Below are 6,709 nucleotides of genomic sequence, written 5' to 3'. Positions count from 1 at the left end.
CCACCGCTCCCCCCCCCCCCCCTCTTCCGCACGGCCGGCGGCCGGGGGGAACGCGAAAGAACGGGCCGCCGGCCGTCCCGCCCCGCCCGTCCCGCGGGCCCCGCCGCCCGCCTTTGTTCCCACCCCGGTCACCCGGTCTCCGACGGCCGGACGCCCGCGGGGGCTTTCGCATCCTTACCGATAGGGTCAGGATCATTGGGGACAGGGAGGCGAGCACGGCGGTGGATGCTGAGACCGGGACGGGACCGGTGACCGGCCGGATCTGGACGGTGCCCAACCTTCTGAGCTTCGCTCGGTTGCTCGGTGTGCCCTTGTTCCTGTGGCTGGTGCTGACAGGCCACGACTGGTGGGCGCTCGGCGTCCTGGTGTTCGCGGGCCTCTCCGACTGGCTGGACGGCAAGCTCGCGCGGGCGCTGAACCAGACCAGCAAGCTCGGCACGGTGCTCGACCCGGCCGCCGACCGGCTCTACATCCTCGCCACGCTCGTCGGGCTGACCGTCCGCGACGTGATCCCGGTGTGGCTCCTGGCGATCCTGCTCGCCCGTGAGGTCGCCATCACCCCGATCGTCCCGATCATGCGGCGGCTCGGCTACTCGGGGACGCTGCCGGTCCACTTCGTGGGCAAGGCGGCCACGATGAGCCTGCTGTACGCCTTCCCGCTGCTGCTGGTCGGCGACCACCACGGCTGGTGGGCCACCACCGCCCGGGTCGGCGGCTGGGCCTTCGCGATCTGGGGCGTCGGCCTCTACTGGTGGGCGGCCGTCCTGTACTGGGCCCAGACCGTCCAGCTCATGCGCGCCGCCCCGTCCGACCACGACGACGCGTCCGGCCGGGACGACCCCGCCGGCCCGTCCGGCTCGGACGAGCCCCCGGCGGCGCCTCCCCTCCCCGCCCCGGACCGCGACGCGTCCGGCGACCAGAAGGGAGCCGAGACCTCCCGTTGACATCCGGCCCCGGATGCCGTCGGTTCTACCCCCCGGAGGAGAACGATGAAGGCCGTCGTGATGGCGGGCGGCGAGGGGACGCGGCTGCGTCCGATGACCGCCAACCAGCCCAAGCCCCTGCTCCCGCTGGTCAACCGGCCCATCATGGAGCACGTGCTGCGCCTGCTGAAACGGCACGGATTCGACGAGACCGTGGTCACGGTGCAGTTCCTCGCCGCGCTGATCCGCAACTACTTCGGGGACGGCGAGGAGCTCGGCATGCGCCTGAGCTACGCCACCGAGGAGGTGCCGCTCGGCACCGCGGGCAGCGTGAAGAACGCCGAGGAGGCGCTGCGCGACGACCGGTTCCTGGTGATCTCCGGGGACGCGCTCACCGACATCGACCTCACCGACATGGTGCGGTTCCACGAGGAGAACGGGGCGCTGGTCACGATCGGCCTCAAGCGGGTGCCGAACCCGCTGGAGTTCGGGATCATCATCGTGGACGAGCGCGGCCGCGTCCGGCGCTTCCTGGAGAAGCCGACCTGGGGCCAGGTGTTCTCCGACACGGTCAACACCGGCATCTACGTCATGGAGCCGGAGGTGCTGGACCACGTCGCGGCGGGCGAGTCGGTCGACTGGTCCGGGGACGTGTTCCCCCGGCTGCTCGCCGAGGGCGCCCCGCTCCTCGGGTACGTCGCCGACTGCTACTGGGAGGACGTCGGCACCCACGAGAGCTACCTCAAGGCCCAGGCCGACATGCTGTCCGGCCTGGTCGACCTGCCCGTCGACGGGTTCGAGGTGTCGCCGGGCGTGTTCGTCGCCGAGGGCGCGGAGGTGGACGCCGAGGCCGTCCTGAAGGGCCCGCTGTACATCGGCGACTACGCCAAGGTCGAGGCCGGGGTCGAGCTGCGCGAGTTCACCGTCCTCGGCAGCAACGTGGTGGTGAAGGAGGGCGCGTTCCTGCACCGGGCCGTCGTCAACGACAACGTGTTCGTCGGGCCGGCGGCGCACCTGCGCGGCTGCGTGATCGGCAAGAACACCGACATCATGGCGGGCGCCCGGGTCGAGGAGGGCGCGGTCATCGGGGACGAGTGCGTCATCGAGGCCGAGGCGTACCTGTCCAGCGGGGTCAAGGTCTACCCGTTCAAGACCGTCGAGGCCGGCGCGGTCGTCAACACCAGCGTCATCTGGGAGTCGCGGGGGCAGCGCAACCTGTTCGGGCCGCGCGGCGTGTCCGGGCTGATCAACGTCGAGATCACGCCGGAGCTGGCCGTCCGGCTGGCCAGCGCGTACGCGACCACGCTGAAGAAGGGCACCACGGTCGTCACCGGCCGGGACGCCTCGCGCGCCGCCCGCACCCTGAAACGCGCGGTGATCAGCGCCCTCACGGCGTCCGCGATCGACGTCCAGGACCTGGAGGCGTGCGCGCTGCCGATGGCGCGCTTCGAGACCGCCCGCGAGGACTGCCGCGGCGGCATCTACATCCGCACCACGGCGGGCGACCCGCAGGGCGTGGACATCCTGTTCCTGGACGAGGACGGCGCGGACCTCTCCCAGGCCGCGCAGCGCAAGCTGGACCGCGTGTACGGCCGCCAGGAGTTCCGGCGCGCGTTCCCCGGCGAGATCGCCGAACTGAGCTACCCGGCCCGCGTCGTGGAGACCTACACCCGCGACCTGCTGCGCCTGCTCGACGGGACCGGCGTCCGCGAGGCCGGGCTGAAGCTCGTCCTGGACTGCGCGGGCGGCACCGCGTCGCTGGTGCTGCCGACGCTGCTCGGCAAGGTCGGCGTGGACGTGCTGACCCGCAACGCCAAGCTGGACGAGGCGAACCCGACCGAGACGGTCGCCGAGCGGATGCGCGACCTGCAGCGGCTCGGCGAGCTGGTGTCGTCGTCGCGGGCCGCGTTCGGCGTCCGGTTCGACCCGGTCGGCGAGCGGATCTCGCTGGTGGACGAGAACGGCGAGCTGATCAGCGACGACCGGGCCCTGCTGGTGATGCTGGACCTGGTCGCGGCCGAGCGCCGAACCGGCCATGTCGCGCTGCCGGTCACCACCACCCGGGTGGCCGAGCAGGTCTGCCGGTTCCACGGCGTCGGGGTGCGGTGGGTGTCCACCTCGCAGGACGTGCTGACCCGCGCCGCCGCCGACCCCGACGCGATCTTCGCCGCGGACGGCCGCGGCGGGTTCCTGATGCCCGAGTTCTCCACGACGGTGGACGGGATCGCGGCGTTCGTCCGGCTCGTCGGCCTGGTCGCGCGGACCCGGATGACGCTGTCCCAGATCGACCGCCGCATCCCCGAGGCGCACCTGCTGCGCCGCCCGGTGCCGACGCCGTGGGCGGCCAAGGGCAGCGTCATGCGGACGGTCGTGGAGGCCGCGGACGGCCGCACGATCGACACCACCGACGGCGTCCGGGTCGTGGAGGACGACGGCCGCTGGGTCCTGGTGCTGCCCGACCCGTCCGAGGCCGTCACGCACCTGTGGGCCGAGGGTCCGGACGCCGACGCCGCCCAGGAACTCCTGGAGGAGTGGGCCGCGGTCGTCGAACGCGCCGGAACCTGACAGGCCTCTGAACCCGGCGGCCCCGGAGCACCGCCGGGCCGCGGACCCGCGCTTGAACGAGACCGGCCCGGCCGTCCGGGCCAGGCCCAGGCCGGACCTCCGGGGCAGGCTCAGGCGGGACGTCCGGGAACGGGCTCGGCCGGAACCGTCCGGGGCAGGCTCAGGCCGGTCCGGCCGGTTCGGCCGGGGCGGCGTCGGGACCGTGCCGGGCGAGATCGGCGAGGACGTCCAGGGCGCGCGCGAGTTCGCCGTGCGTGGGCGCTGCCAGCCCCACCCGGACGGCCGCGGGTGTCGCGTCGGGCGCGGTGGCGAACACCGCGCCCGGCGTGACCGTGATGCCGAGGCGGGCCGCCGCGCCCGCGAACGCCTCGGCGCGCCACGGGCCCGGCAGCTCCCACCAGCAGAAGAACGCCCGCGGCGCGGCCGAGACGGTGAAGCCCTCGAGCCGGTCCAGCGCGATGGCCCGACGGTCCGCCGCGTCCCGGCGCTTGGCCTCGCCGAGGGCTGCGACCGTGCCGTCCGCCAGCCAGCCCGTGGCGGCCTCCAGGGCGTATCCGGTGGGCAGCCACGCCCCTGCGCGCAGTGCGTCCGCGACGCGCCCGCGTAGGCCCGGAGGGACGGCCAGGAACCCGGCCGTGAGGCCGGGGGAGACCCGCTTGGACAGGCCGTCCACAACGATCGCCAGGTCCGGCAGAAGCCCCGCCATCGGCGGCTCGTCGGCGAGGAACGACCAGATCCGGTCCTCGACCAAGGGGACGCCGAGGGCCGACAGCGTCCCCGCGAGCGCGCACCTCCGCTCCGGCGGGACGGTCAGCCCGGTCGGGTTGTGCAGGGTCGGCTGCAGGTACACGGCGCTGAGCGGCGCCCGGCGGTGCGCCTCGACGAGCGCGTCCGGTCGCGGGCCGCGGTCGTCCGCCGCGATCGGGACGGCCACCACGCCGATCCGGGCGAGCAGGCCCCTGACCACGGGATACGTGAGCGGTTCGACGCCGAGCCGCCCGCCCGGCGGGACCAGCGCCGCGACCGCTCCGGCGACGGCCTGGCGGCCGTTCGCGGCGAACAGCACCCCCTCGGGATCGGCGACCCCCAGCAGCGCGGCGGCCTCCCGGCGCGCCGCCGCCGTCCCCGACGGCCCGACCGGACGCAGCGCGGCCGCCAGCACGTCCGGACGACGCAGCCGCGCGAGCCCCGCCGCCAGCCGCTCCGGCTGGCCGTCCGCCTCCGGATAGGTCAGCTCCAGATCCACCGGCGCCCCGGACGGCTCGAGCAGTGCGGGCGGTCCACCCCCCGGCGGCCCGGACCGCACGAACGTGCCCCGCCCGACCTCGCCGACGACCAGCCCGCGCGACGCCAGCTCCCGGTACGCGCGGGCCGCCGTGGACGCGGCGACGCCGTGCTCGCGGGCGAACCGGCGCTGCGGCGGCAGCCGGTCGCCGGGCCGCAGCCGGCCTGCCGCGATGTCCGCCGCGACCACGTCCGCCACCCGCCGGAAATCGTCCATCCCACCCCACATTGCACCGAGTACAAACCGCAGTATTGCACCGAGATCGCGGCGCTTCCTAAGGTGGGCGCGGTTCCCCGTTCCAGGGGAACCCGCTCAAGTGAAACGAGGTGCGATGGTCTCCCTGACCGCCGTCGCGGGCGTCGCCGTCGTGGCGTTCGGCCTGGTGCTGCTGCCCGGCCCGAACATGATGTACCTGGTCTCCCGGACGATCACCCAGGGGCGCCGCGCCGGGTACGTCTCGCTGGGTGGCGTGGCCGCAGGGTTCGCCGTCTACGCCGCAGCCGCGACCGCCGGGCTCACCGCCGTGTTCGCGGTCGTCCCGGTCCTCTACACGGCCATCAAGCTGGGCGGGGTCGGCTACCTGCTGTGGCTGGCCTGGCAGGCCGTCCGGCCAGGTGGGACGACCCCGTTCACCCCGCGCGAGCTGCCCGCCGACCCGCCGCGCCGGCTGTTCGCCATGGGCCTGGTCACCAACCTGCTCAACCCGAAGATCGCGATCCTGTACGTGTCGCTGCTGCCGCAGTTCACCGATCCGTCGCGCGGGCACGTGTGGGCGCAGAGCCTGGTCCTCGCGCTCGTCCAGATCGCCGTCGCGCTCACCGTGAACGGGATCTGGGTGCTGTGCGCGAGCGCGGTGTCGTCGTTCCTCACCCGCCGTCCCGCCTGGCAGCGCGTCCAGCGGTACGTGATGGGCTCGGTGCTCGCGAGCATGGCCGTCATGCTGGGCCTGGACCGCTCCCGCGCGGCCATCGCCTCTCCCTGACCGGGACGCCCCGCAGGGGGCGCCCATCGAGCGCCGGGGCTCCGATTTGGCGGTCCTTGCCATGATGGGCCCGTGAGCGAGCGGGACGAGCGGGACTCGGGCGGACCACCGGGACGGTGGCGGCGCCCCGACGCGTCCATGTCCCTGCTCACCGACCTCCTCGAGGGCAGGGTCGCCGACCCCGGGTACGCCGAGGCGGCCGCCCGCCGCCGCGCCGCCGGGGACGCCCCGACGGCCGGCCGCCCACGCGCACTGGCCACGCTCGCGCTCCTGCTCGTGGGCCTCATGCTCGCCGTCGCGGGCGCGCAGGTCCGGCGCGGCGAGCCCGTCGCGGCCCGGCAGCGCGCCCGGCTCGTGGACGAGATCCACAGCCGCACCGGCGAGACCGACGACCTGGCCCGCCGCCTGAACACCCTGCGAGGCGAGACCTCCCGGCTGCGCGCCGCCGCGCTCGCCCAGAGCGCCGCCGGACGCCGCGCCGACCGCGATCTCGCCGCCGCCGAGACCGCCGCCGCGGCGCGTCCCGCCTCCGGGCCGGCCCTGGTCGTCACCCTGGACGACGCCCCCAGGGACCGCGGCGACGATGCCTCCGACGACGACGGCCGGGTCTATGATCAGGACCTTCAGATCCTGGTCAACGGGCTCTGGGCGGCCGGAGCCGGCGCCGTCACGATCAATGGGCTGAGGCTGACCCCCACCACGGCGATCCGCACGGCGGGCGAGGCCGTCCTCGTGGACTACCGCCCGCTGACCGGCCCGTACGAGGTCATCGCGCTCGGCAACGCCGGGCGGCTGCGCGCCGGGTTCACCGGCTCGGCCGCCGACCAGCGCCTCACGGCCCTGCGGGACCGCTACGGCCTCCGCTACGGACTGCGGACCGAGGGCAGGGCCAGGCTGGCCGCCGCCGCTCCGTCCGCGCCGCGCTACGCCCGTCCGGCGGGTGAGAAGGAGTGA

At 74.7% G+C, this 6,709-nt stretch carries 5 protein-coding genes; 4 read left to right on the top strand and 1 reads right to left on the bottom strand.

The window, feature by feature from the left end; all coding sequences use genetic code 11:
* Positions 1 to 221: 221 nt before the first annotated feature.
* Positions 222 to 944, top strand: a complete 723-nt coding sequence (gene clsA, locus AB0L06_RS07270; protein ID WP_500230042.1) for a cardiolipin synthase ClsA — start codon at positions 222 to 224, stop codon at positions 942 to 944.
* Positions 945 to 989: 45 nt separating this feature from the next.
* Positions 990 to 3,488, top strand: coding sequence for a sugar phosphate nucleotidyltransferase (locus tag AB0L06_RS07265; protein ID WP_500230041.1), 2,499 nt, complete (start codon positions 990 to 992; stop codon positions 3,486 to 3,488).
* A 160-nt stretch (positions 3,489 to 3,648) separates the two neighbouring features.
* On the opposite strand, the gene AB0L06_RS07260 is transcribed toward AB0L06_RS07265, so the two are convergent.
* Positions 3,649 to 4,989 (bottom strand): aminotransferase-like domain-containing protein, encoded by a 1,341-nt coding sequence (locus AB0L06_RS07260; RefSeq protein WP_500230040.1) that lies wholly within the window; start codon positions 4,987 to 4,989, stop codon positions 3,649 to 3,651.
* Between the two features lie 115 nt (positions 4,990 to 5,104).
* Between AB0L06_RS07260 and AB0L06_RS07255 the strand changes: the two genes are divergently transcribed.
* Positions 5,105 to 5,755 (top strand): LysE family translocator, encoded by a 651-nt coding sequence (locus AB0L06_RS07255; protein ID WP_500230039.1) that lies wholly within the window; start codon positions 5,105 to 5,107, stop codon positions 5,753 to 5,755.
* A 72-nt stretch (positions 5,756 to 5,827) separates the two neighbouring features.
* Positions 5,828 to 6,709, top strand: a complete 882-nt coding sequence (locus tag AB0L06_RS07250) for a DUF881 domain-containing protein (RefSeq protein ID WP_500230038.1) — start codon at positions 5,828 to 5,830, stop codon at positions 6,707 to 6,709.

The organism is Spirillospora sp. NPDC052269, assembly GCF_040679435.1.
In the GTDB taxonomy this organism is placed as follows: domain Bacteria; phylum Actinomycetota; class Actinomycetes; order Streptosporangiales; family Streptosporangiaceae; genus Spirillospora.
Note: the sequence above shows the minus strand (reverse complement) of the source record. Positions and strands in the feature narration are given on the sequence as shown.